Origin of the sequence: Marinobacterium sp. xm-m-312 (assembly GCF_013283295.1) — a bacterium.
GTDB lineage: Bacteria > Pseudomonadota > Gammaproteobacteria > Pseudomonadales > Balneatricaceae > Marinobacterium_E.
Genome location: NZ_WBYS01000004.1, coordinates 40,151 through 62,409 on the forward strand (window position 1 = coordinate 40,151; position 22,259 = coordinate 62,409).

General features: G+C 47.5%; 22 protein-coding genes. 8 read left to right on the forward strand and 14 right to left on the reverse strand.

All coding sequences use genetic code 11. The features are described 5' to 3' along the window. Positions 1-107: 107 nt before the first annotated feature. On the forward strand, positions 108-668 hold the full coding sequence (locus XMM312_RS05895; protein ID WP_173488846.1) for a hypothetical protein: 561 nt from the start codon (positions 108-110) through the stop codon (positions 666-668). A 13-nt stretch (positions 669-681) separates the two neighbouring features. Here the strand turns inward: XMM312_RS05895 and XMM312_RS05900 are convergent, their stop codons facing one another. From XMM312_RS05900 to XMM312_RS05925, 6 genes are all read right to left on the reverse strand, one after another. Continuing rightward, the gene (locus XMM312_RS05900; RefSeq protein ID WP_173488847.1) at positions 682-1,791 is read right to left on the reverse strand and encodes a WecB/TagA/CpsF family glycosyltransferase; all 1,110 of its coding nucleotides are present in this window, start codon (positions 1,789-1,791) and stop codon (positions 682-684) included. A gap of 12 nt (positions 1,792-1,803) precedes the next feature. Next, entirely contained in the window at positions 1,804-2,286 is a 483-nt protein-coding gene (locus XMM312_RS05905) for an OmpA family protein (protein WP_173488848.1), read from the reverse strand. A gap of 8 nt (positions 2,287-2,294) precedes the next feature. Next, positions 2,295-2,801 carry a hypothetical protein gene (locus XMM312_RS05910; RefSeq protein WP_173488849.1) on the reverse strand — a complete coding sequence of 169 codons (507 nt, stop codon included), beginning with the start codon at positions 2,799-2,801 and terminating at the stop codon, positions 2,295-2,297. A gap of 3 nt (positions 2,802-2,804) precedes the next feature. After that, positions 2,805-3,149 (reverse strand): STAS domain-containing protein, encoded by a 345-nt coding sequence (locus XMM312_RS05915; RefSeq protein ID WP_173488850.1) that lies wholly within the window; start codon positions 3,147-3,149, stop codon positions 2,805-2,807. A 73-nt stretch (positions 3,150-3,222) separates the two neighbouring features. Further along, complete coding sequence (locus XMM312_RS05920) at positions 3,223-3,816, reverse strand: AAA family ATPase (RefSeq protein ID WP_173488851.1); 594 nt, start codon at positions 3,814-3,816, stop codon at positions 3,223-3,225. 97 nt (positions 3,817-3,913) lie between these two features. Further along, a complete protein-coding gene (locus XMM312_RS05925) occupies positions 3,914-5,578 on the reverse strand; it encodes a SpoIIE family protein phosphatase (protein ID WP_173488852.1) in 1,665 nt (554 codons plus the stop codon). 206 nt (positions 5,579-5,784) lie between these two features. Between XMM312_RS05925 and XMM312_RS05930 the strand changes: the two genes are divergently transcribed. Next, positions 5,785-6,090 carry an Hpt domain-containing protein gene (locus XMM312_RS05930; protein WP_173488853.1) on the forward strand — a complete coding sequence of 102 codons (306 nt, stop codon included), beginning with the start codon at positions 5,785-5,787 and terminating at the stop codon, positions 6,088-6,090. Between the two features lie 117 nt (positions 6,091-6,207). Then, a complete protein-coding gene (locus XMM312_RS05935) occupies positions 6,208-7,638 on the forward strand; it encodes a sigma-54 dependent transcriptional regulator (protein ID WP_173483967.1) in 1,431 nt (476 codons plus the stop codon). On the opposite strand, the gene XMM312_RS05940 is transcribed toward XMM312_RS05935, so the two are convergent. The 3 genes from XMM312_RS05940 to XMM312_RS05950 form a co-directional block, all read right to left on the reverse strand. Next, positions 7,635-8,669, reverse strand: coding sequence for a diguanylate cyclase (locus tag XMM312_RS05940; RefSeq protein WP_173488854.1), 1,035 nt, complete (start codon positions 8,667-8,669; stop codon positions 7,635-7,637). The two genes, XMM312_RS05935 and XMM312_RS05940, sit on opposite strands and share 4 nt — an antisense overlap. 206 nt (positions 8,670-8,875) lie before the next feature. Beyond that, positions 8,876-9,370: a xanthine phosphoribosyltransferase gene (gene gpt / locus XMM312_RS05945; RefSeq protein ID WP_173488855.1), complete on the reverse strand. Its 495-nt coding sequence runs from the start codon at positions 9,368-9,370 to the stop codon at positions 8,876-8,878. A gap of 9 nt (positions 9,371-9,379) precedes the next feature. Beyond that, positions 9,380-10,744 (reverse strand): 8-oxoguanine deaminase, encoded by a 1,365-nt coding sequence (locus XMM312_RS05950; protein ID WP_173488856.1) that lies wholly within the window; start codon positions 10,742-10,744, stop codon positions 9,380-9,382. Between the two features lie 174 nt (positions 10,745-10,918). On the opposite strand from XMM312_RS05950, the gene XMM312_RS05955 reads away from it, so the two are divergent. Genes XMM312_RS05955 through guaD form a run of 4 tightly spaced genes read left to right on the forward strand, consistent with a single transcriptional unit; the run spans position 10,919 to position 16,642 of the window. Beyond that, positions 10,919-12,310 (forward strand): xanthine dehydrogenase small subunit, encoded by a 1,392-nt coding sequence (locus XMM312_RS05955; RefSeq protein WP_173488857.1) that lies wholly within the window; start codon positions 10,919-10,921, stop codon positions 12,308-12,310. Then, positions 12,307-14,583 (forward strand): xanthine dehydrogenase molybdopterin binding subunit, encoded by a 2,277-nt coding sequence (xdhB, locus tag XMM312_RS05960; RefSeq protein WP_173488858.1) that lies wholly within the window; start codon positions 12,307-12,309, stop codon positions 14,581-14,583. The genes XMM312_RS05955 and xdhB overlap by 4 nt, the downstream gene beginning before the upstream one ends. Then, on the forward strand, positions 14,580-15,359 hold the full coding sequence (gene xdhC, locus XMM312_RS05965; protein WP_173480951.1) for a xanthine dehydrogenase accessory protein XdhC: 780 nt from the start codon (positions 14,580-14,582) through the stop codon (positions 15,357-15,359). The genes xdhB and xdhC overlap by 4 nt, the downstream gene beginning before the upstream one ends. Beyond that, positions 15,356-16,642, forward strand: coding sequence for a guanine deaminase (gene guaD / locus XMM312_RS05970; protein ID WP_173482501.1), 1,287 nt, complete (start codon positions 15,356-15,358; stop codon positions 16,640-16,642). Before xdhC ends, guaD begins: the two co-directional genes overlap by 4 nt. A 1-nt stretch (position 16,643) precedes the next feature. Here the strand turns inward: guaD and XMM312_RS11665 are convergent, their stop codons facing one another. The 3 genes from XMM312_RS11665 to XMM312_RS05985 all read right to left on the reverse strand — a co-directional run bounded on the left by XMM312_RS11665 (position 16,644) and on the right by XMM312_RS05985 (position 19,363). Further along, on the reverse strand, positions 16,644-18,002 hold the full coding sequence (locus tag XMM312_RS11665; RefSeq protein ID WP_173482500.1) for an ATP-binding protein: 1,359 nt from the start codon (positions 18,000-18,002) through the stop codon (positions 16,644-16,646). A gap of 1 nt (position 18,003) precedes the next feature. Beyond that, on the reverse strand, positions 18,004-18,660 hold the full coding sequence (locus XMM312_RS05980; RefSeq protein WP_173480948.1) for a response regulator transcription factor: 657 nt from the start codon (positions 18,658-18,660) through the stop codon (positions 18,004-18,006). 76 nt (positions 18,661-18,736) lie between these two features. Beyond that, entirely contained in the window at positions 18,737-19,363 is a 627-nt protein-coding gene (locus XMM312_RS05985) for a TetR family transcriptional regulator C-terminal domain-containing protein (protein ID WP_173482499.1), read from the reverse strand. Between the two features lie 122 nt (positions 19,364-19,485). On the opposite strand from XMM312_RS05985, the gene XMM312_RS05990 reads away from it, so the two are divergent. Beyond that, positions 19,486-21,315 (forward strand): ABC transporter ATP-binding protein, encoded by a 1,830-nt coding sequence (locus XMM312_RS05990; RefSeq protein WP_173483960.1) that lies wholly within the window; start codon positions 19,486-19,488, stop codon positions 21,313-21,315. Between the two features lie 7 nt (positions 21,316-21,322). On the opposite strand, the gene XMM312_RS05995 is transcribed toward XMM312_RS05990, so the two are convergent. Together XMM312_RS05995 and XMM312_RS06000 are read right to left on the reverse strand one after the other, a co-directional pair. After that, complete coding sequence (locus tag XMM312_RS05995; RefSeq protein ID WP_173480945.1) at positions 21,323-21,793, reverse strand: YeeE/YedE family protein; 471 nt, start codon at positions 21,791-21,793, stop codon at positions 21,323-21,325. Further along, the gene (locus XMM312_RS06000) at positions 21,793-22,233 is read right to left on the reverse strand and encodes a YeeE/YedE family protein (RefSeq protein ID WP_173480944.1); all 441 of its coding nucleotides are present in this window, start codon (positions 22,231-22,233) and stop codon (positions 21,793-21,795) included. The genes XMM312_RS05995 and XMM312_RS06000 overlap by 1 nt, the downstream gene beginning before the upstream one ends. Positions 22,234-22,259: the final 26 nt, after the last annotated feature.

Below are 22,259 nucleotides of genomic sequence, written 5' to 3' on the forward strand. Positions count from 1 at the left end.
TTCTGATAGTTAAAAACGAAGCAGAAAACCAAACAAAATGAAGAGTTGGCATCCATATTGCAGTAACAAGCGTGATTTGGTTTAAAAGTTTAACTAAGGGTAGGCTCATGCAGTTTTTTTGGAGTACGCTTTTCTTAATTGGTTACCTTTTAGCTTTTGGTCCCCCAAGAGCTATATCACTGCTAGAACATGAAAAAGCGACAGATGGCGAGTTGAAGAGCGCGCCACCGGTACTTTTGGTGCTTATTGAGCTAGGGGTTCGTTTGACTGCCCTGATGGTGATTGCAGTTACTCTACAAAATCTAATGACAAATCAGCTCTATGAGATCTATCGACTTGATCTAGGGTTCTTTATCGTGGGCGCTGTTGCCATCGTTCATACTTGCAGTTACTTCTTATTCTTAGTTGTGTTGCATGATGCTATGGGTAGCTTTGCTGATCGAATCTATCGATTGCTACGCAACCTTTCATACTCATTCCTTCCTGGGTTAGCCGCGGTTTTCGTAGTACTTGTATGGGAGTGGCAGCAAAAGATTGACCCATTTACGAGTGGATACGTTGAAACTGTTTATCAGACTACAACTCTTGTGATGCTGGTTGCATCGATCGTTGAAGCGGCCTTTGTTAAGCGCAAACCACAAGGGTTAGATAAACTCTACAACGCCTAAAGAATATTTATTGTTAGAGCTTTTCGTTAAGTGCTAGATATCTAAGTACAGCCTGATGCTCCTCTGATAGGTTGTGCAGTTTTAAACCTTCAGCTGCATAGAGTGATACATGCTTATTAACAAGCTGCAATAATCCTGTAAAAGAAGCATCAAATATCGCTATACCAGAGAAGTCTAGCGCCAGAAGACGTTGCTCAGTAATGAGCTCTACCAATTGTTGGCGGAGTATATCTAGTTGATTAAACCTAGCATCACCTGTGACGAACAGGGTACCTGTAGTTTGATCAAAACTGGTGTCTAGACCGCGAGTGGGGCGCTTATTTTGTTCAGCGATGAGATTCTTATATGGACGCAGGTTATTGAAGTAGTATTTCAGAAACGCCATTCCATCATGCCAGTAGCGCTTGAAGAGGCTGTTCTCTTCCCATATGCGCCAAACCCACTCTAATCCAGACTTCTGTATCCATATCGGCGCGCGACTGACAGTTCCTGCAACGAAATTGATGACGGCACCTAGGTGTGAAATGACCGGTACGTCTAGTTGTTTACGGTTTAGTTCGATCCATTGCTGGCCTCGTTTTGCTCCTAACGCAACAATTAAAAGATCCGCATCTGTCTGATTGATCTGTTTGATTATCTCAGGATCACTCATCTCATCCATCGAGCCAAAGCCGGGGCTGTAAAAACCAACGACTTCCATGCTGCTGTTGTCTACCGCGATCTTTTTAAACGCTTCAGCTGCTGTTCCATCAGGGCCTCCGAAAAAGACCAGTCGGATGGGGCGATGTGGGTTTCTATACTCTTGCCTAACCCTTTCAAACACTGAAGAGCCAGCGACGCGTTCCGGCAAAGGAATACCTAGAGTTTTTGCAATCCAGATAAGCGGCATACCATCCGCGACCACCCAATCTGAGTTAATGACTGAATCCCTAAATTGCGAATCATTTTGTGCAGTGATTGCAAAATTTAGGTTCGGTGTTGTGAAGAAGCAACGCTCTTCTTTTAGCATCGCATCGATCAGGTGATCTGTCGTCTCTTGCTCTGTTGTGCAGTCAAAGGGCAGTCCCATGACTGTCCATACATTGCGCTTTAGATCACGTGCAATCGCGTCTTCTCGTGTCATGATTTGGCTCTATTAGAATAGTGATAGAGTGACTCGTCGATTCAGTTGACGGCCCTGTTCGGTTCGGTTGTTCGCAACGGGTTGGGATTCGCCCATGGAGGCTGTGGCCAGTTTTTCAGCTGGATAGCCAATATCAACCAGTGTTAGTAGGACGGACTCGGATCGATTAAGCCCCAACTGATCGTTGTATTGGTCACTGCGATTCCAATCGGTATGTCCATTCAAAATGATTGACGGACGCTGCTCACCCAGTGTCTCAACAAACTCTTTAAGTTTGACCCTTTCGGTTGGCGTCACTTCATAACTGTCGTTGGCGAAGTAGATGATCGGTAGCACAATGTTGACGACTGGTTGAGGCTTTAAGGGAGTGGCGATATTCGGCAACGAGTGCGAAAAATAGATCGTCTCGTTTTCGTTTTGTATCGGCTGTTGGCTGCAACCAGACAGGAGTAAGCTGACCAATGAACCCAGCTTGATGCCGTCATATTTTTTCATGATCACTCCTATCCGTTCACAACCGATTTCAACGGAGTCAGTAAACCTAGCCTCTTAAAGACTAAAAAGGGTGCCGCTAAACATTTAAGTTTCTGGTCCCGTTTTATTAATCCTGGCATTAACAGGCTGGCTCTGCCGTTAAAGGGCGCACTGAGAACAAACTGCTCAATATCGATCGCATTGCGGTGAATATCAGCCAAAGATTCGTGCGTTAAATGGGTATCACTGTAGTAGACCTTCTCTAGCTCAAGATGCAGATTAGAAATGGCATCTAACCAGTGCTCATAACTCATCATGCAGTTGGGCGTAAGGAGCGAACGACGGACATTTTCTGGAAGTTTGTCCAGAATGTTTATCTGTCCATTATTGAACCGTTCAATCAACTCAATGGCCGCCTTATAGAAGATAATTGAGGTGATGCGCGACTCAATAAGTGCATTGGGTAGCTTTGATCCTTTTGACTCCGCCAATGTTAGCACGGCGGAGTCTAGGTGTTCTCGAAGGGCTTCGTACATTGGTTAAGCCGCTTTGCTGACTCGCTCAATGGCAGCATTCGGATCTTGATAGATCTCGAATAGCTCTTGAAGGCGTGTCAGTTCTAACAGAGATTGCACGGCTGGTTGAGGCGACAAGATCACCGCTGAACCACCCAATTTTTGAATGTTTTTGTAGACAGCGACTAGCACGGCTAAACCACTTGAATCGGTAAAGCTCATGCCTGCCAAATCGATGACAAGGTTGGTTTTTCCCTGTTCGATCATCTCGGTAAGCTGCTGTTTAACGCTGTTCGCATTAGCCATAGTAAGTTTCTCTGGCATGTGAACGACGTTAGCTGAATCGTAAGAACTGACTGTAAAACTCATCGGTAACTCCTAAGTTAATTATGTACCTATATATCCTTAGCAATAGGTGTGCCAACTTAGGGGTTTGTTCCGATTATCGAGGCAGATTTAGTCTATTTTTAATAAAACTTTTCACATCTGAGGGGAGGGCGTCAATTCTAATATCGGCTTGATCGCGATATGGGGCAATGTGACGTTCGAATCCAGGTCGCACTTGGTCGTTGTATTGACGACGAATGTCGTCAGGTTCACGACCTCGTTCAATTTGATCTCGTTCAAAACGGCGTTGGAAACAGATCTCTTGAGGGACATCTAAGTAGATTTTGACATCAAAGGCTGAGACTAAATTCGGTTGTGACAGTAGAAAAAGCCCCTCCACAATAATTACATCCAGGGGTTCGATGATCAAAGTCTCTTGCTGGCGTCTGTGAACAACAAAGTCATAGGTTGGAATTTCTGTTGCCAATCCCTGTTTAAGTTCATTTAATTTCTCGGCCAGTAGATCAAGTTCTAGCGCTTGAGGCTCATCGTAATTACTTAGCGGGTGGCCAATAGGGTTGTAAAAATTGTCCTGGCTAAACAGCGTGGCCGTTAATCCCTGTGATTGAATGCCCTGCAACAGGGCGTTAGCTACGGTGGTTTTCCCAGATCCAGAAGCACCGGCAACGGCAATCAAAAGAGGTTTCACGTCAATTCCATCGGTTCAAAATGTGCTCAGATTATAGAGAGATCAGTTCTGGAAATGAATAAGCCGCAATAGATGCGGCTTATTTTGAGTGACGTTATTAGCTGTTTTTAAAACGCAGTCGCCATAGGTTTGCATCATTGGCACGCTTACAGCTGATTTGATCGATCCAACTCATCATGATGTGTTGGCCACGCCCTGACTCTGATTCACCTGAATAGGGCTTAGGTGGGCATAGATGAGGAAGCTCAACGGAATATTCTTGAATATTGAACTCAATCCAGCTTTTAGAGGTAGTTGTGATGATCTCTATTGGAAGCTCCACATAATCTTCAGGCCAAACAGTATGTTCAACAAAATTGTTCAGTAGTTCAGCTAGCGCGGTTCTGATCTTAGAGAGGATTAGATCATCGGTATTAAGCAGTTTTAAGTGAAGATAGATATGATCCAGTGTCTTTTCTACGTCGCTCTCTGTAGGGCGTAAACTGGTCAGAAATGGCTGGACGTTCAACTCTGTCTCTTGGTTGTTTTCCGAGGAGCGTTTAATCAACATGACCGATACATCATCTTCTGGGGTCTCTTGGTTACCCCAATCATAGGCAAATTGCTTAATGATATCTAACTGAGTTGCGGCATCTTTACTGCGTTCACGTTTCAGTATGTTTTCGATCGCATTACGGCCTATGGCTGAGTTTGTTTCATCAACAATATCAAACAGTCCATCACTACTTAACAGCAATGAAGAACCTGGTAAAAAGGGAAGGGATCGTGTTTCAAAGTCGGCAAACTCAAACATTCCAACTGGAAAGCTGCCGCGGCTTATCTGCATCATATCACCCTGTTCGCTTAACACGCAGGGGTGAGGGTGTCCTGCTTGGCAGTACCTTAGGGTATTGGCTTGTTCATCTATCATGCCAAGGAACATAGTGAAGTAGAGGCCTGAAAAACGCTCACTCGGGAAGCGCTCATTCAATCGACGAACAATTTGATGCAGCGGTGGCAAGACGCTCTGATTGATGTAGTACCCCAGCATCTGCTGAATGGCATTTTGTAGGGTAAAGGAGAGCATTGCCGATGCAACACCGTGACCCATTACGTCGATCTGATAAACGAGCACTTGATTGTTATTGGTGGTAACAAATCCCATCGAATCACCACCAATGCCACGTGCTGTTTTAAAGTGTGTAGCGAGTTCTAGGGTGGGTGATAACCACTGATTGTTTGGCACATACTCCTCTTGAAGATGCGTCGCAAATTGCAACTCTTCCTCATTTTGCTTCTGTGCAGCTTCCAGTGCAGTCACGGTTTCGTTAAGTTGCTCGTTCTGGTCGGTGACACTCTTACGCATGCTTACCAACCGCGCACCTGCAGCCAGCCGTACACGAAGTTCCTCTTTAACAGCGGGTTTACGCAAAAAATCATCCGCGCCTGCATCCATACAGGTGACCAGCTCATTTTGATCATTTTCAGCGGTCAGCATAACGACGTAGGGTGATCCGTATCGATCGTCACTTCTCAGAGTGCGACAGAGTGTTTTGCCATCCATCTCTGGCATCACTTGATCTGAGAGGATCAATTGAAACTGGTCTCTCTCTAACAGTGCGAGTGCCTCTTTACCATCACAGGCTTCAACGACTTCATAGCCTAGGTCTTTTAACATCGCGCCAAGGCGAGCTCGTTCGGTAGGGCTGTCATCAACCATTAGGATTCTATTGATATCAAAATGGTCTTGTTCGCTAATCTTCGCTGATACTGCAATATTCATCTTAAAACTCGGTTTATTTAGTTCGTATTGCAAGAGGGTAAGCACAAACCGTGCCAACAGCTCTGAATCAAATATCTAGACTTTTTGCATTTTGCGAATCACTATGAATAGATCTTTTTATAAGCAGTAAGAAGAGTTGGCATGGACCTTGCTTTCTCCTGTTGTACCTTCACTGTTTAGAAGGGTTATTTTAAGGAGATAGTTAAATGGGACAAATCATCGATTCAATGGATCAGGCGGTTGCTTCAAAGGTTTCTGAAGTACTGGATCTTGCAGTACTGGAGCGTCTTTTAGAGGACACGTCGATCGATTTTTTGCCAAGCCTTATCGAAGTGTTTGAATCAGAATCTTCACAGCGTTTAGAAAACATCAGTAAAGCGATGTCTGAAAATGATTTAGCGACTTTAGGTATCGAAGCACATTCACTGAAAGGTACCTCAGCAACCTTTGGTGCTGAAACGCTTCGTTCTACCGCTGAGCGCATAGAAAAAGCAGCCAAATCTGGCGATTAAGCGACGGTTGATCAGTTTGTGCCTTCTGTATCCTCGCAGCTGGAATCTGTCCTTGCAGAGTTGAACCGTTTTTCATCAGCGCTATCGGCATAATAAAGTTAATTGAGGAAATTTCTGATGTCTCAGAATCAAGTATTAATTGTTGAAGACAGTGCCAGTCTGCGACGTATCTATGCACAGTACGTTGAGAAGGAGGGGGTATTAGTTGATGCCGCCGCAACACTGGCTGAAGCTCACACCGCACTTGATTCCAAGGTCTATCAGGTCGTTCTTCTGGATCTGCGCCTGCCTGATGGTGATGGCTTTGAGCTTCTTAAACGAATTATTGAGCATCAGATTAAGTCGTTGGTGATTATTATGACTGCGCACGGGTCGATCGATGTGGCCGTCGATGCCATTCGTTTAGGCGCTTATGATTTTCTAGAAAAACCTTTTGATGCGCGTCGACTAAAGGTAGCGATCAGCTCAGCATTTGCACAGGTGGCAAAACTCAACTTTGCTCCTGTCGATTTGGCAGAGAAGAGGGAGCGTGAAACCTTCCATAGCTTTATTGGTGCCAGTCCTGCGATGCAAGATATGTATCATCTTATCGAGCGTGCGGGCCCCAGTAAGGCATCTGTCTTTGTGACAGGTGAGAGTGGCTCAGGTAAAGAGCTCACTGCAGAAGCCCTGCATAAACAGAGCGCTCGCTCTGAAGGCCCTTTCGTTGCGATAAACTGTGCTGCAATACCTAAAGATCTTATGGAGAGTGAGATCTTTGGTCATGTAAAGGGTGCATTTACCGGTGCCAGTGCCAATCGTGAAGGTGCAGCCAGTAAGGCTAATGGTGGCACACTCTTTTTAGATGAAATTGGTGAAATGAGTCTTGATTTGCAAACCAAATTGCTACGATTCATTCAGACCGGCATTATCCAGAAAGTGGGCAGTAATTCAGATGAGGTGGTCGATGTCCGATTCATCTGCGCAACGAACCGAGACCCTCTGGTTGAGGTGCAAGCGGGTCGTTTTAGAGAGGATCTCTACTATCGCCTGCATGTAATTCCTGTTCACCTGCCGCCGTTACGGGATCGCGGTGATGATATTTTAATGATTGCCGAATTCTTCCTTAACCGTTACGCGCGTGAAGAGACCAAGTATTTCGAGGGCTTTGAAGATGAAGCTAAGCGTAGACTCCTGGAGTACCACTGGCCGGGCAATGTCCGCGAGCTTCAGAATGTGATTCGTAATGTCGTTGTATTAAACGAGGGGGGTATGGTCGGTGTAGCCGATTTCCCGGCCCCGTTAAATTCGCTGCAGGAGATTGTGGCACCCCAACCCGTCAAAACAGAACAGCCAGAAGAGGTTCAAACGAGTAAATCCGCTAAGAAGTCTAAACCCTATTCGAAAGTGATGGCTCAGAGTTTAGACGAGATTGAACCTCTGGATGTATTAGAGCGAAAAATCATCGAAAATGCCGTCAAACTCTGTAAAGGCAATGTCCCTAAAGCGGCCGCGTTACTTGAGGTTAGCCCCTCTACACTCTACCGCAAAATAAAGGGTTGGAGTTAAGCGCTGCGATCGCGACTCTGTTCATTAGGGTTAGGTATGCTGACCATGCCTAACTCTACCCGATCCCTTCCTTTTGCTTTGGCTCGATAGAGCGCATCATCCGCCCGTTTAAATAGCTCATCTGCTTCGACACCGGCAATAAAACTACTGATACCGATACTAGCCGTTACCTTACTCACGGGTGTGAATGGGTGATCTCTTAGTGTGTTTCTAAGTTTTTCTGCAAGAATCAACGCTTCAGATTGGTTGGTGTTGGGAAGTATCAGCATAAACTCTTCACCGCCCCAGCGACCCAATATATCCACATCACGAATATTATTCTGAAGTAGTTTGGCGACAGCATAGAGAACGTCATCGCCTACAAGATGCCCGTGGGTATCATTGATCTGTTTGAAGTGATCAATATCTAACAGCAACAACGAAAATTGAGTGCCGTATCGGTTTGCACGTCGAAGCTCTGCTTCAAATAGCTCATCTAGCCTCGAACGATTGTAGAGACCGGTTAACTGGTCCGTCATCCATAGCTCTTCCAGTTTTTTCTGAGTCGAAATGTCTTCGCGAATCTCGGTGAATCCAATCAGATTAGCGTTTCGGTCGTATTGAGGCTCGATCTGAAGCTTGACCCAATAGAGTCCACCGTAGGCATTTTTCTCTTGGGTCTCAACACTCACGCCCCCTTTCTGACTTGCCTCTTGATATCGTTGTTGCAAAAGGCGTGCGCTGTTTTCGTCTGGAATTAAACGAGCTAATGTGCCTGATTTAAGTTGCTCTTTTGTATATCCCGTGTGATCGCAAAAGGCGCTAGATGCCTTAGTCACCTTGCCGTTTGGATCGGTATTCACCATTAAGATATGTTTGTCGATGATGGCAAGATGTCGCTGTGTCTTGTGACGCTCACGCTTAAGCTGTCTAAACTGCTTATGTCCACGTGAACGAAGTAGCTGCAGGGTTCGAGTCATTGTGGCCAGCACAATGATGATAAGTGTAACAGAGACTAAAAAGATGACGGGGTGGAGTCTTATCTCAGCCATTAGAGAGCTCTCATTAGCCCAAAGAGGTTGGCTAATGAGTAACAAAGATAGGCAGGAAACTAGGTAACTAAAACCCATACAAAATCCTTCCAAACATATGAAAGCTTAAGCCTAGCAGAGGATTTTGTTTTTGCAGGTTTATTTTTAGACGTTTTATTTAAGTAAAAAAGAACGCCCAATAAAAATAATAGTTATTTTGAAATCAGTTACTTATCGATAACTTCTGATAGTGGTTGTGCAAAGGTTTGCACCATATCCCAAGGGAAACGAATCCAAGTATCTTGGCTGACCTCAGTAATAAAGGTATCAACCAGTGGTTTGCCTGCCGGTTTTGCATAGAGAGTTGCAAAGTGCGCTTTAGGAAGCATTTCGCGAACGTATTTTGCGGTGCGGCCGGTATCAACCAGGTCATCGACCAAAATCATCCCCTCGCCATCACCTTCAATGCCTTTAAGTACTTCTATCTGCCCTTGGACAGAGGCTTCTCCACTGTTAGAGTTTGAATAGCTAAGAACACATATCGTATCGATCATACGAATATCCATCTCTCGAGCAAGGATCGCTGCTGGAACTAAGCCGCCTCGCGTTATGGCAATAATTCCTTTCCATGGGCCTTGCTCTAAAAGGCGCCAGCTCAGCGCTCGTGCGTTTCGGTGCAGTTCGTCCCAGCTCACGGGAAAGTCTTTGCTGTAAGGGGTCATTATCTTCTCCTAGGAAATCGTACGAGCCGCAAGCGTATTAGCAGCCTCTTTATGTTCATGCATGATCTGTTCAATATCTTGACCGACTAACTCACCAGCCTTAACGCGCCACTCGCCATTCACCATTACGGCTTCTGCGCGATGTGCCCCACACAACAGCAGGGCGGCTAATGGATCGTGAGCACCGCTAAAGCGCGGCTCATCAAGCTTAAAGAGAGCTAGGTCGGCTGCTTTGCCCACCGCGAGCTCACCTATATCGTTACGGCCTAATACCTGCGCTGAGCCTTTGGTACCCCAACGATAGGCGTCAAAATGGGTGACCGCAGAGGATCCGTAACGCAGGCGCTGGATGTACATGGCTTGGCGAACTTCTTGAATCATATTCGAGCAATCGTTCGACGCAGAACCATCGACGCCCAAACCTACCGGTGAACCGGCCGCTTCAAGCTCCTTCACTTTAGCAATGCCCGATGCCAGCATCATATTCGAGCTTGGGCAGTGACAGACTCCGACGCCAGCTTTACCCAATCGGGCAATCTCTTCGTCATTAAAATGTATGCCGTGCGCCAACCAAGTGTTACTGGATAGCCAACCAACAGACTCTAGGTAATCTACCGTTCGCATTCCTAAAGAGCGTTCACAGAAGTTCTCCTCGTCGATGGTCTCTGCTAGGTGCGTATGGAGTCGTACATTGAGTTGTTTGGCCAGACTGGCCGTGTCACGCATCAACTCGGTCGTCACAGAGAAGGGAGAACAGGGTGCTAAGGCGATTTGTGACATCGAATAGGGTTCGCTGTCGTGATAGCGAGAGACTAGGCGTTCAGAATCCTGCAAGATCTCATCTTCTGTTTGAACCACGGTATTAGGCGGTAATCCACCTTGATCTTGGCCCAAACTCATAGAGCCTCGGGTCATCGCCATACGCACACCCATCTCACGGCCGATTTCAACTTGATGATCAATGGCATCAGTAAGATTGGCTGGGAACAGATAGTGGTGATCAGAAGCGGTTGTGCAGCCGGACAACAGTAACTCGGCCAGTGCCAGTTTTGTGGCGGCACGATGAACCTCAGGATCTAAATTGGCCCAGACAGGGTAGAGCGTCTGAAGCCAAGGAAAAAGCTCTTTATTGAGCGCTGCGGGCAGTGCGCGAGTCAGTGTCTGATAGAAATGGTGGTGGGTGTTAATCAGACCGGGAATCAGAACCTGATCACTGACATCAATCGTTTGATCAATATTAACGGGTGTTTCACCCTTGGCAACCAGCTCTACGATCGTCTTGCCACTGACAACAATACCGCCAGAAGCATCCTCATCGTTTCCCGTGTAGATGGCTAATGGATTGGATAACCAGATGCGAAGATTGTCTGTCATACTTTGGCGGATCTCAAAGCTTGTTAATAATTGAAAAATAGTCGTCTATTGAACCCAATATTTGACTCAAAAATCAAATAAAAATTAACTTCAAGGTCAGTTTATTTGTTTGACCACTTGGTTAGGTTTTAGCACAATAAGTCTATTATATATGACCCTTCAGGCAGCATTCATATGATCAGTTACTGGAAAAATGGTTCCATTGAGCAGGATAGTCCGCTTTCCAATACCGAGACTCTATTGGAATTCCTGCGTGAATCTAAACGTCTCACAGGGACCAAGGAGGGGTGTGCCTCTGGTGACTGCGGTGCCTGTACGGTTGTGCTTGTCTCTCTAGATGATAATGAAAGTCTTAAGTATGAAGCGGTCAATAGCTGTTTGATGCCGGTTGCGGAATTGGCTGGTAAAGCGCTGATTACGATTGAAGATCTAGCGCAAGGCGATGATCTACACCCTCTGCAACAGGCGTTTATAGATCAGCACGCATCGCAGTGTGGATTTTGCACCCCAGGGTTCATTCTTTCTGCACTTGCATTGAAAAAGCACGAATCCAATCCTGATGTGGAGGCGATCGATGAAGCCCTAGGCGGCAATCTTTGTCGATGCACCGGCTATTCACCCATTGTTAAAGCGGTTCAATTGGCCGATTGCAGCCATGATCGATTTGCTCAATGTGAAGTTGAGTTAATCCATTCCCTAAAGCAGTTACAACACTCAACGGCATCCGTTGCCGGTTTCCATCAACCTCGAACATTAGAGGCGCTTTGTGAATTAAAATCGGAACATCCAGAGGCCATTTTGTTATCCGGTGGTACTGATTGGATGCTGCGGGCGACTCAGGGGCTTGAACAGGTCGAGACGCTTATTAGTACTGACAGAGTTGCCGCCTTACATCAATTAACTATTGTGGGTGGCCACTGGTCAGTCGGTGCAGCGGTCACTTTGAGTCGAATTAAAGATCATGCAAAAGCGTCTGATTTTAATGCTCTTGATCAGCTGCTCAGTCGATTTGCATCACAACAGATCCGTAATCGCGCGACCTTGGGTGGTTCTATCGGAAATGCCTCTCCAATTGGCGATTTAGCTCCGTTGATGCTCGCTTTAGATGCAGAGTTGGTTTTGAGCTCTGTTCAACAAGAGCGAAGGGTTGCGCTAAAACATTTCTTCTTAGGCTATAAGCAGACCGCGTTGAGTTCGGATGAGGTGATCAGTCAGATTAACTTCAACCTTGCTGATCAGGCCCAAGTGCATTTTGAGAAGGTATCCAAGCGCCTGGATGATGATATCTCTGCCGTCGCTGTAGCGACTCATTACAGGATGCATGAGGGACGGTTAACCTCATTGCGCATAGGGTTAGGGGGTATGGCAGCCACTCCGGTTTTGGCACTGGGTGTTATGGCCGCTTTTGAAGGTACAGCCCCCTCATCCATTACCCTGGATCAGGTCACTGATGCGTTAGGCGAGTTAACGCCTCTATCAGACCTCAGGGCCAGCGCTGATTATCGCCTCAAAGCCTGTGCCCGTGTCATTCACTTCCATCTAATCAGTGCGAAGGAGTCAGTATGAAACCTGTAGGCGTTTCAGTCACTCACGACAGTGCGTTGTTGCATGTGACGGGTAGAGCACGATATGTGGATGATACTCCCTTACCTGAAGGCACCCTGTTTGCTGCCATCGGGCAAGCATCCATCTCCCGAGGCCGTCTGTTATCTTTGGATCTGAGTGCAGTGCAAGAGGCTCCAGGTGTTATTGCCGTGCTGACGTCCAAGGATATTCCTGGAATCAAAGATATCGGTCCTGTCTTTCCGGGTGACCCACTTTTAGTGGATGGCGACGTGCTTTTTCACGGTCAACCGATCTTTCTTGTGGTGGCTACGGATGAGAAGCAAGCTCGCTCTGCGGCATTATTGGCTGAGGTTCAATACGAAGAGTCTAAGCCAATCCTCTCTATTGAAGAGGCCAAGTCCCAGGCGTATCGAGTACGTCCTCCTCATGTGATGCAGAGAGGCGATCTGTCCACAATGGACAGATCTGAAAATCAGATCTCTGGTGAATTGCGAATTGGCGGTCAAGAACATCTCTATCTTGAAGGGCAGGCCTCTTTGGCAGTGCCAACAGAGGAGGGAGGTATTCATCTTCTCTGCTCTACTCAGCACCCAACTGAGGTGCAAACCCTAGTCTCTGAAGTGTTGGGCCTTCCATTTCATGAGGTGGTTGTTGAAGTACGACGCATGGGAGGCGCTTTTGGCGGTAAAGAGACACAGGCAGCGCCTTGGGCTTGTTTAGCCTCACTGGCGGCGCACAAGCTAGGCAGACCGGTAAAACTTCGTCTACCTAGATCAACTGATATGACGGTGACGGGGAAACGACACCCCTTTATTAACCAATATCAAGTGGGATTCCGTAGTGATGGTCAAATCGAAGCGGTACAGATTGACATTAATGGCGACTGTGGCTGCTCTCCAGATTTGAGTGATGCCATTGTAGATCGTGCGATGTTCCACAGTGACAACGCCTACTATTACCCGGCTGCAAAAATCACTGGTGAGCGTTGGCGAACCGATAAGGTTTCTAACACGGCGTTTCGTGGCTTTGGCGGGCCTCAGGGGGTCATCACGGCTGAAGCGATGTTGGATGATATTGCACGCACCTGTAAACAGGATCCTTTAGATACACGGCTTAAGAACCTCTATTCAGGTCAGCAGACACACTATGGTCAAACCGTCGACGGAACAACGCTGCGGGAGATCATGACCCGCCTTAGAGAGAGTGCTGACTATGACCGTCGTCGTCAGAAAATAGCTAAACATAACTTAGCTTCATCTCGTTATCTTAAAGGGCTGGCGTTAACCCCGGTGAAGTTTGGTATCTCCTTTACTGTTAAGCATCTCAATCAAGCGGGCGTGCTTGTTCACATCTATACAGACGGTTCCGTTCTGGTCAGTCAGGCGGGTACTGAGATGGGGCAGGGACTTTACACTAAAGTGGCTCAAGTGGTTGCCTCAGTATTGGGCATTGAGATCGATCGAGTGAAGATGAGCAGCACTCGAACTGACAAGGTTCCCAACACGTCACCGACAGCAGCTTCAAGCGGCAGCGACATGAATGGTATGGCAGCCCATGACGCAGCGACCACCCTGAAGAGTCGAATTGCAGATTTCATTGCCAATCGCGAATCGATTAGTGCCGAAGAGATTGAATTCAAACAGGGGCTATTGAGCTGGGGTGCCAGTTCAATCACTTTTGCCGAGGCTGTAAAAGCAGCCTATATGGATCGTGTTCAGCTCTCTGCCACAGGCTTCTACAAAACGCCAAATATCTGGTATGACAGAGCTTCTGCACAAGGCAACCCATTTCTTTACTACGCTAACGGTGCCGCCTGCTCGGAGGTCATTATCGATCGACTAACGGGCGCCACTCATATCGAACGAGTCGATATCTTGCACGATACGGGTAGCTCATTGAATCCAGCCTTGGACAAGGGACAGATAGAGGGTGGGTTTATTCAGGGAGTGGGGTGGTTAACCAGTGAGGAGCTTAAGTGGGATGACAAAGGGCGTCTACTGACAAACTCCCCAGCAACTTACAAGATCCCAGCGATTAGTGATCGACCCACTAGGCTAATTATCGAATTACTGGATAAACCGAACAGTGCGGCAACCATAGCAAGATCTAAAGCAGTCGGTGAGCCACCCTTTATGCTTGGCATCTCTGTCTGGTGTGCAATTCGCGATGCAATTTCGAGTGTTTCCGGCTATGGTATATCGCCTACCTTAGATGCACCGGCAACCCCTGAGGCCATTTTAAACGCCATTACTACCCTTGAGGACTCTCTGTGATTCAACGTTGGAGCTACAAACTTGCTGAGCTGTTAAAGCGGGGGCAACCGGTTGTTTTAATCACACAGGTCGGTGAGAGAGGCTCCAGTCCACGTTCGTCAGGTGCCAAGATGTTGGTCACCAGTAACGCCACGGTGGATTCACTCGGTGGGGGTAATCTTGAGCATCAGGCGATTGAATTCGCACGACAGCTACTGACAGAGCAGAAAGATGGTCTGCACGAACTTGAGTACACTCTGGCCGGTAATCTTGGGCAGTGCTGCGGTGGAGAGGTTAGGGTGCTGTTTGAGGTTTTTAATACCTCTCTACAGCCTCTTTACCTATTTGGTGCCGGCCACATAGCTCAAGCGTTAGTGCCTCTGCTCGCGCAACTGCATTTTGCCGTTAACTGGGTGGATGACCGAGATGAGCTCTTTGTTCAGCCTATTCCAGATGGTGTGACCCGCATTGAACGTGATCCCATTGATGTGGCGCGAGATATTCCGAATGATGCATGGATGTTGATTATGACCCATGATCATCAACTGGATCTGGATCTTCTACTGGCAGCTATCGATGGAGGTCTGCCGACCTATACTGGCATGATAGGCTCAGAAACTAAGGCATTGAAATTCAGACAGCGTCTTGCTCAGCGGGGTATCTCTCAGGAAATCATTGACTCCATTCACTCGCCTATAGGCTTGCAGAATTTGCATACTAAATTGCCGGTAGAGATTGCGATTTCGGTTGCGGCTGATGTCATGACTCGGCTGCAGCAACAGCGGGGTGAATTATGAGTCAATCCTGGGCGTTACGTTGTCAGATCCTGAGTTGTACTTCTCAACCTAAAGATGATGAAGGGTGGTTCTATCACTCAGATGGGCTTATCTGGATAGTCGATGGATTGATTAAACGGGTAGGCAGTTACACTGATTTAAGAGAGCATATCCCCTCTGATCTTCAAATCGAGCATCGTCCTGGGCATCTACTGATTCCTGGATTTATCGATACCCATGTTCACTACCCACAACTTGAAATGATCGGTGCCTACGGGACTCAACTGTTGGATTGGTTGAATCGATACACCTTCCCTGTGGAATTAAAGTATCGCGATATTGATTACGCGACAGAGCAGGCTGGACGGTTTCTCGACCAGTTATTGGCGAACGGCACGACAACCGCCCTGGTGTTTGCGACCTCTTCGGTTAACTCAGTGGATGCCTTTTTTGCAGAATCCCTACGTCGTAATCTACGTATGGTCAGCGGCAAGGTTTTAATGGATCGGCATGCACCAGATGATCTGTGTGATACCCCTCAATCGGCCTATGACGACTCCTGTTCGTTAATTGACAAATGGCGTGGTAGTGGACGGTTGGGTTACGCGGTAACACCTCGCTTTGCACCCACATCGACCGACGCGCAATTAGAGGTCGCTGGTGCTCTAATGAAAGAGAATAGTGATGTCTACCTACACACCCATCTCTCTGAGAATGTCGATGAGATCGCATGGGTAGGGGAGTTATTTCCTGATCGCCAGGGCTATTTAGATACCTATGATCACTTTGGACTCGTGACCGATCGTTCGGTGTTTGCTCACGGCATTCACCTCAATGACGCTGAGATGCAACGTCTTCATGACTGTGGCTCCGCTATTTGTCACTGCCCATCCTCCAATCTTTTCTTAGGATCGGGGTTATTTCCTTTGAAGCGTCTGCAACAGGCTGGCGTTAATGTGACTATGGGTACTGATGTTGGGGGTGGTACGTCGCTCTCTATGCTGAGCACCCAAGGTGACGCCTATAAAATTCAGCAGATGGCGGGACATCTTCTTAAACCTTTAGAAGCCTTCTATATGGCCACTCTGGCCGGTGCTAAGGCATTGGGGCTGGATGATCGAATTGGCGCTTTAGCAGAAGGGTTTGAGGCCGATATGGTGTTGCTCGACTTGGCCTCTACACCGGTGATCGAAGAGCGGATGAAACGGGCTGATCAGATTGAAGATGTCTTATTTGCACTCTCTATTCTGGGGGATGATCGATCAATCGCACAGACCTATGTGATGGGCGAGCCCGCCCTTTAGGTTATATCTTTACTTTTACTATCAACCGCTTGCCGCGACCTTCTCCAGCGATTTTTAAATCCAGATCGCCATTTAACTGATCAACCATAGCACCGACTATGGCCAAGCCTAAGCCGCTGCCTGGTTGAGATCTCTGATTACCGCGAACAAACCTCTGCTTCAATCCGTTTAGATCTTCTGGCGCTAAATCGGGTGCCAAATTCTCAACACTAAAGGCACCGTTCGACTCTAATCGGATGATGACAGGGCTCTCATTGGGCGCATACTTCAAGCCGTTTTCGACTAGGTTACTGAGTATGACGGCTAAGGCGTCAGGATCGATATCTAACAGTGGCGGTGATTCGCTGATGATTTCGACTCGATCATTACGAGGGTCTAGCTCACGGGCAATCATCTTAACGATGAGCTCAAGATTGGTTGGCTCACCCTTGTATAGGGTTACCGATTCAGCGCGCGCTAATTGAAGCAGCTTATCAATCAGACGAGTTAGGCGTGCTAAGCTGGATTGAACAATCTTGAGTCGCTCAGCTTGATCCGTCGAACCAAGCTCATCAGAGAGTCTCTGCAGTTGAACGGACGCTACAGCCAGTGGGGTTCTTAACTCATGTGCACTGTTGGCCGCAAACTCACGCTCCGCTACCAGAGCGGTTCTAAGTCGATCAAGTAGGGCATTAGTGGCCCTTTGAACCTCTAAAAAGTCCTGTGGTAGCTCAGCTTGTGCGATTGGCTCTAAATTACTGCCGCTACGTGTCGCCATATTCTCAGCAAACTGTTGAACGGGCACTAAACGTCGTCTCACTGCGATGTAGACCAGCAAAACGCTCAATGGTAGCGCAATGGTAAAGACCAGTAAAAAGAGCAGGGCGGTATCAAATAGGACGCCGTAGCGGTGATCGACGGTCTCCGCGACCTGAAGATGGTAGCGACCATCTAGCGATGAAGCTGTATAAATGCTGAAATTTTTGCCATGGGTAAAGCCTGTCTGCAAACTATCAAGCATTGGCGTCATGGGCGCATTATTCGAACGCACCAGTATTCGCCCCTTAAAGTCACGCAGTTGATACATCAGGTATTCGGGTTGATCGCCCAAAATTCTTGGACCAACGCTTAGATTGAGCGTGCCCAGTAAGCTTAGCTCAGGTCTTAGATCAAGCAGGCCGAATTGGTTAAGTCGGTAGTCGGATATAGCGAGAGGCAAAACACGTTGTGCGGTCTCTTTTAGGCTTTGATCGTAGGTTGAATTGAGCTCCTTAACGAGTACCCATAGCGCGACCACCGTTGCCAATAACCAAACCAGCACCAAGCTCAGTGCAATTTGTACGCCGAGCTGAGCGGCTAAGGTTTTGGGTTTTAGAAACACGCTAGGCCTCTAAACGGTAGCCAAGGCCACGTGCCGTTTTAATCAGCTCTTTACCCAGTTTCTTGCGTAAACGACTGATGTAGACCTCGACGGTATTACTCTCTACCTCATGTCCAAAGGCGTAGAGACGATCTTCGATCTGCTCTTTGCTGACAATGTGTCCGGGTCGTTTAATCAGTGTTTCTAAGATACTCCACTCACGAGCCGTCAGCTCGACATCTTGCTCGTCGACCTGCAGTGAGTGTTTTTGAAGGTCGGCTGTGATTCGACCAAAGGTGACCGCATTGGTCGCTAATCCGGCTCCTCGGCGTGTTACCGCCTGAATTCTGGCATTGACCTCATCCAAATCGTAAGGCTTGATCACATAGTCATCGGCACCGGCATCAAGACCGGCAATTCGATCGCTGATTTGATCACGCGCTGTCAGGATGATGACAGGGGTTGTAAGGCCTGCTTGGCGACGCTTTTTAAGCCATGGGATGGCATCGCCGTCTACCAGCTGTAGATCGAGAAGAACAATATCGTACTCTGTTGTTAGTAGAGCGGTTTCGGCTTGGCGCAAATGATCGAAACCATCAACTGCCATGCCTGAAAGCTCCAGATGCTCTGTTAAAGCGTTAGCTAATGCCAATTCATCTTCGACGAGTAGTACGCGCATGGCCAGCTCCCTGGTAGTGAATGCTCAATTTGGTTATTGGGCCAAAAGAGAATGAAAACAACCTTAACTAAGGCGTTTAGCTGATCTGCATACCTGCAAGAACCAATGCCGTTAGCGTTTTCTCAGCCTGATCATAGACCTCTAAATTGAGTCGTCTTTGCCCCAGAGCGGCCTTCACTTGAAGTTCGTAATCGGCGTAGTGTTGGGTAGATGCCCAGATGATAAAGAGTAGATGCTCTGCAGAGAGGTCAGGATTAACCTTGCCTGTTGATTGCCACTGTTTGATGATGTCACAACGGCCGGTAAACCACTCATGGTACTGCTTACCGAAGCGTTTTTTCATATGCGGTGCGCCGTTGATCACTTCCGCTGCAAAGATACGCGAAGCTTCTGGGTTTTCGCGTGAAAAGGTGATCTTTTTAGAGATATATTCCGTGATGAAGGCTTTAGGATCATCTTCGGCGACCAGTAGATCGAGGGATCCATCCCAAAGTGAAAGAATGTGTGTTAACACCTCTTGGTAGAGAGCCTCTTTAGAGCCAAAGTAGTAGTGTACATTGGGCTTTGGAAGCTCGGCTCTATCCGCTATGGATTGAACGGTGGTGCCTGAAAATCCTTTTTGGGCAAATTCACGTACCGCAGCGTTAATAATGAGTTGGCGGTTACGTTGACGAATGGCGCCGGTGTTTGAATCTTGGTTCATAGTAGATCTCTACTGAAGGGTATAAATACCACCCGTTTGATGGGCTGTTCTGTTACTCTAACGACTTGATCTTGTGGGTCAAGTTTTTACCGATCTCAATCTGTTAGCTTAAGGTTTTTACTGTGTTTCGACTCTTTGAGCGTTTTACTCAGCCCTACCCAGAACAGGGTGAATTACAGCCCCCTTCAACGCTGTTTGCGTTCATGCGTTTTTATACCAAAGGGTTTGAGATTCCGCTGTTAATCCTGTCGTTAAGTACCGCTTCCATTGCGATTCTAGAGGCGGTTCTATTCAGTTTTATGGGTGATTTGGTTGACTGGATTTCGACCATGACACCAGCTGAGTTGCTCTCTGAAAAGAGCTCAGAACTCTGGATGATGGCAGCTGTGCTATTGATCCTGTTCCCGTTGCTAACGCTAATCCACTCTTTGGTGATGCACCAATCCCTGTTGGGTAATTATCCAATGGCGATTCGCTGGCTGTCTCACCGATACCTGCTTAAACAGAGTGTCAGCTTCTATCAGAATGACTTTGCGGGTCGTATAGCGACCAAAGTGATGCAGACAGCGCTCTCCGTTAGGGAAGCAGTGATGAAACTGTTGGATGTGATGGTCTATGTGCTGGTCTACTTTATCAGTATGTTGGTGCTGGTGGCTCAATCAGACTGGCGCCTAATGATTCCCATGCTGGTTTGGTTGATCTGCTACATCGGCATTCAACTCTTTTTTATTCCTAAGTTAAAGCGGGTTGCGACTGAGCAGGCCGATGCTCGTTCAGTGATGACAGGCCGTATTGTCGACAGCTACACCAACATAAGCACGGTAAAGCTGTTTGCCCACACTCAGCGTGAGTCAGATTATGCCAAAGAGAGCATGGATGGCTTCCTAAAAACGGTCTACAGCCAAATGCGCTTAGGGACCGGGTTTAACGTGCTGGTTAACCTCATCAATTACCTTCTGACCTTTAGTGTTGCCGGCGTTTCCATTTATCTCTGGTCAGACTCAATTGTTACAGTGGGTGCGATAGCGATCGCGGTGAGTCTCTCTCTGCGATTAAGTGGCATCTCTCACTGGATTATGTGGGAGATCAGCATGCTGTTTGAGAATATCGGAAGCTCAGTTGACGGCATGAGAACGCTCTCTAAACCGATCGATATCATTGACAAGCCTGACGCGTCTGAATTGGCGCTCGTGAATGGCGAGATTGAGTTTGATGCGATTCAGTTCAACTATGATGTCGAAAAGCCTGTGCTGAATAAATTGAGCTTACACATCAATCCGGGAGAGAAAGTCGGTATTGTGGGGCGCTCAGGTGCCGGTAAATCAACGCTGGTTAATCTCCTGTTGAGGTTTTACGACCTGCATTCTGGTCAGATTAAAATTGACGGTGTCGACATTACCGATGTGACGCAAGACTCGCTTCGAGCGCAGATTGGCATGGTCACTCAAGATACATCTCTACTGCACCGAACGATTCGCGAGAACATTCTCTATGGACGCCCTGATGCCAGTGAGGAGGAGCTGTTGAAAGCCTTAAAGCAGGCTCAAGCGGATCTGTTCATTAATGACCTAACAGACCCTGAGGGTAATCGTGGTTTGGATGCGCAAGTGGGTGAACGTGGCGTCAAACTGTCCGGCGGGCAGCGTCAGCGCATCGCCATCGCGCGTGTGCTGCTTAAAGATGCGCCTATTTTGGTCCTAGACGAAGCAACGTCCGCCTTGGACTCTGAAGTGGAGGCCGCTATTCAAGAGAGTCTTTACCAATTGATGCAAGGTAAGACCGTCATCGCCATTGCGCACCGTCTGTCAACCATTGCAGCAATGGATCGACTGATTGTGATCGATGAAGGGCAAATTGTGGAGCAGGGGACACACCAAGAGCTACTCAATTCCGGTGGGATCTATGCGCAACTCTGGGCCCATCAAACCGGCGGTTTCCTGGGTTTAGAGTAAATATCTACTACTCAATACAGGATTGAGCTTGTCGCTCTTGCTCAGACAGGTGTGATTCTCGTTTGCGCATCCACAGGCGTGTTAACAGTGTGCCGATAACGTAAGCTGTTAACACGATCAAAATATCACTGTTAACAAAGCTGACCGCGGTGATCATTGGGCCTGGGCAGTAGCCAGCGATTCCCCAACCCACGCCAAACAGAGCCGCGCCAAGTATCAGGCGGCGATCAATCTGTTCCTTAAGTGGTGTTCTGAATAGTGTGTCGCAGACCGGTTTATTTCGCTTTAGAATCAAGGGTGTAGCCACTATGTTTACAGCTAAGGCTCCTGCCATGACAAAGGCTAATGAGGGGTCCCATTGCCCTGTAACGTCAAGAAAGTTGACCACCTTGGCGGGATCGATCATCTGGGCTACAGAGAGACCAAGACCAAATAGGGTGCCTGATATCAAAGCGACTAGTAAGGATTTAATGTTCATTAAGCGCCCCCTACAAGATGGCGAACAATGAACACTGTTATCATCGCTGTCAGCATAAAGATCAGCGTTGCTACAAGAGATCTAAAGCTTCTACGAGCCAAACCACATATGCCATGGCCGCTGGTACAGCCAGTGCCAAGTGCTGAGCCGATGCCGACCAAAAGACCGGCAAGGATCAAACCCACTTTTCCAGTAACGGGCTGAATGCTCTCTACACCAGGTGAGATGCCAAATAATTGGTAAAGCACACCGCCTACAACTAAGCCGACTAAAAATAGAATACGCCATGGGATATCACCTTTTTCGGGAAGAATAACACCACCGGCTATCCCTGAAATACCCGCTATCCTCCCTTTAAAAAGCAGAAGAACGGCAGCCGACAGGCCAATTAAGGCACCACCAAGGAGTGCACTGTAAGGTGTGAAATTAATAATTTCCATGGGTAATAAAAGAGTCTGAAATTTCG